The sequence below is a fragment of the Barnesiella sp. CU968 genome (genome assembly GCF_905219685.1).
GTDB lineage: Bacteria > Bacteroidota > Bacteroidia > Bacteroidales > Muribaculaceae > Lepagella > Lepagella muris_A.
In genome coordinates, this window is sequence record NZ_CAJMXD010000378.1 from 1 (window position 1) to 2815 (window position 2815).

Consider the following 2815-nt stretch of genomic DNA (forward strand, 5'->3'; position numbering starts at 1 on the left):
TATATATACATTGCCAGTCCGCTCGCAAACACACAAAACACCATTACCAACTCAAACTGGTCTCAGTCAGATTCAGAAGACGCGCAAAATTTTGTAATTTATGAATGCACTCCAGAGATAATCTCAAAACGGATTGCAGGAGAACAGGACGAATCAAACTTTGCAAACAGAGCCATACTGATCAGCTCCTCATTTACAGTAGCATCAATATACGGCAGGGCATACAACTATCTGGGATGGATCGGTTTGTGGCTATTATTCATTTTCCTGCTGATATTTATAACGATAAACATTAAAATTATAAAAAAAAGTTCAAACTATTATTTTCCCATGATAGTCTCTGTTGATATCATTGTAGTATTGAATATCTTCGACAACATGCTCACGTTTATGGGTCTTGTTCCGCAAGTCTTCATATTCTTTTTACTATATTTATTCTCCAGGCTTCGGAAACAAAATATCCGAAATTTCTCAAACTAATTTCCACTAAGTTGGCAAAGTCTATAGCACATAATATCATGGCAAAAGGCGTGTTGAATCTCTTCAACGTGCTTTTGCCTTTTATTATCACTCCCTATGTATACCGCGTTCTGGGTGCTCATAATATGGGAAACATAGATTACGCTACCGTTTTATTCGGTTACTTCGGCATGCTGGGCATGTCCGGAATATATAATTATGGACTCAGGGAAATCAGCGCGCACAGAAACAACCGGAGAATCGTCACCGACATTTACAAAAACCTCTTCTGCATAGGATTGATAACAAACCTGCTGTTCCTTGCATTATATATTCTCTTCATCTTATTTTTTATCCACGACGCGGAACTTAAAAGAATTTCATATATCCTGTGCGGAAATCTTGTTTCTCAGATAATCTATGTGGAATGGTATAATGAGGCAATGGAGGAGTTTAAATTCATAACAGTCAAAACAGTCTTGATTCGCCTCATAAGCTTTATTTTCATCTTCACACTGGTCAGGAATGAATCCGATGAATATATATACGTAATGATAACAGTGGCGGTTGCCGTTCTTAATTATCTTGTAAGTTATATTTATTCAAGAAAAAAAATAAGCATAAGCTGGCGTGACCTCTTCTCCGGCATACACCCGTGCAAATATATAATTCCTCTTCTGACAATCCTTGTGTTGAACAATACCGGATATTTATATACAGTATTCGACCGCACTCTGCTCGGGTATTACACCGGCACTGAGAATGTGGCTTATTTCTCCTTGGGTCAAAAAATTGTAGAGCTGTGCAAGCTTGTAATTCTTTCGATTGTTTTCGCGACATTGCCCCGTCTTTCTCTTTATCTCAACGAAAATCCTGACATGTATCAGCAGACAGTAAAACGTATAATGAAACTTACCTTGTCGCTGATGATACCTGTAAGTATCGGTCTGTTCATGCTTGCCCGTCCGATAATTCTTCTTTTCGGAGGAGACGAATACCTTCCGGCAGTAGCACCGATGAGGATTTTTGCATTAAGGATAATTGTTTTGGGGATAGATGCGATTCTTTACAACCAGATTATATTTCTTCACGGCAAAGAAAAGATTCTTGTGCTTTTCAACCTGCTGTGCGGAGCCGTCAACATAATTCTGAATGTAATCTTTATAGGGAATCTCACACCTGCGGTCTCCATATCGTGCACGTTGATAAGCGAAATCATATTTGTGTGCATATGCCTTATATATATATACAGAAACATTAAGATCAAAGTAGGCTTATTCAATCTGACATGCCTTAGATATTTCGGCCTGTCATTACTTTTCATTCCTGTAATCTACGGAATTGGGATGTTAAGATTCGGTTATCAACTACAATTAGCCTTATCTATCGCAACATGTTCTATAATATATATAAGCAGTTTGTTTTTTTTAAAAGATCAAAATGCACTTGACCTTGTTACAATGATTAAAAAATTTTTACACCTGAATCATGACAGACAAAGAAATTAGAAACACAATCAAACTCAAATATACAAAACCGGGATTTACTGACAAAATGTTAGCAGATAATTTTCCATGTGCCTATCTTGGCCGATTATTTTCGGTATGGTTTATAAAACGTGATGTAACTCCGAATTATATCACGATGCTCATGGTAATTTTCGGAATCATCGGGAGTATCCTGTTCGCAATTCCATCCCTGCCATGCAAGATATTGGGATACTTGTGCTGGATAATGTGGTATACAATGGATAACAGTGACGGACAGGTAGCGAGATACACAAAAAATTTCTCACGATATGGAACTCAGATGGATTTTATGGCACACCTTATTGATCACCCCCTGATGAATATCGCAATATGGCTTACCTTTATACAGATTGTGAAGCCAGATGACATAATGCTCCTCTCACTATTCTCCATAATGGTTATTTCTTGCGAAATGCTACTGAGGAACATAACTTCATTCCAATTCCAAATGGCTAAAGAAGAAAAAACAAGTCATGCCAAGAACCCACAGAACATATTTAAATATCTGCTGATTCAGCTCACTCTTTTCCCGAACATCATAGTCCTGTTCTCTTGGATAATAATAGTAGATTATTGGCTGAGAATCGGTTTCTCAGTTTATATATTCTATGGATGGGCAGTATACTTTATATTATGCACACTCAGAACAACCATGATCACTTTAATGCATTTTTACAGATCTTGACCATGCAGAAAAGAATGGTTAACAAAGGCTTGCAAACCCAATATTCCCCTCTCTTAGAAACTGTTTAAATTTAATTGTGAGGTTCATTGAGAGGATTTTATGAGACTCGGCGAAACCAACCATAAAAGGCCTCAAGGAGGCA

The 2815-nt window shown here is 37.4% G+C and carries 2 protein-coding genes; both read left to right on the plus strand.

Annotated features, from left to right (window positions below; translation table 11 throughout):
- Positions 1-518: 518 nt before the first annotated feature.
- On the plus strand, positions 519-1967 hold the full coding sequence (locus tag JX312_RS11745; protein WP_239653905.1) for a flippase: 1449 nt from the start codon (positions 519-521) through the stop codon (positions 1965-1967).
- Entirely contained in the window at positions 1948-2673 is a 726-nt protein-coding gene (locus tag JX312_RS11750) for a CDP-alcohol phosphatidyltransferase family protein (protein WP_204458112.1), read from the plus strand. Before JX312_RS11745 ends, JX312_RS11750 begins: the two co-directional genes overlap by 20 nt.
- Positions 2674-2815 lie beyond the last annotated feature (142 nt).

What these genes read in the sequence shown, in the direction of transcription:
- JX312_RS11745 (WP_239653905.1), top strand. Translation starts at nt 519, where the DNA reads ATGGCAAAAGGCGTGTTGAATCTCTTCAACGTGCTTTTGCCTTTTATT.
- JX312_RS11750 (WP_204458112.1), top strand. Translation starts at nt 1,948, where the DNA reads ATGACAGACAAAGAAATTAGAAACACAATCAAACTCAAATATACAAAA.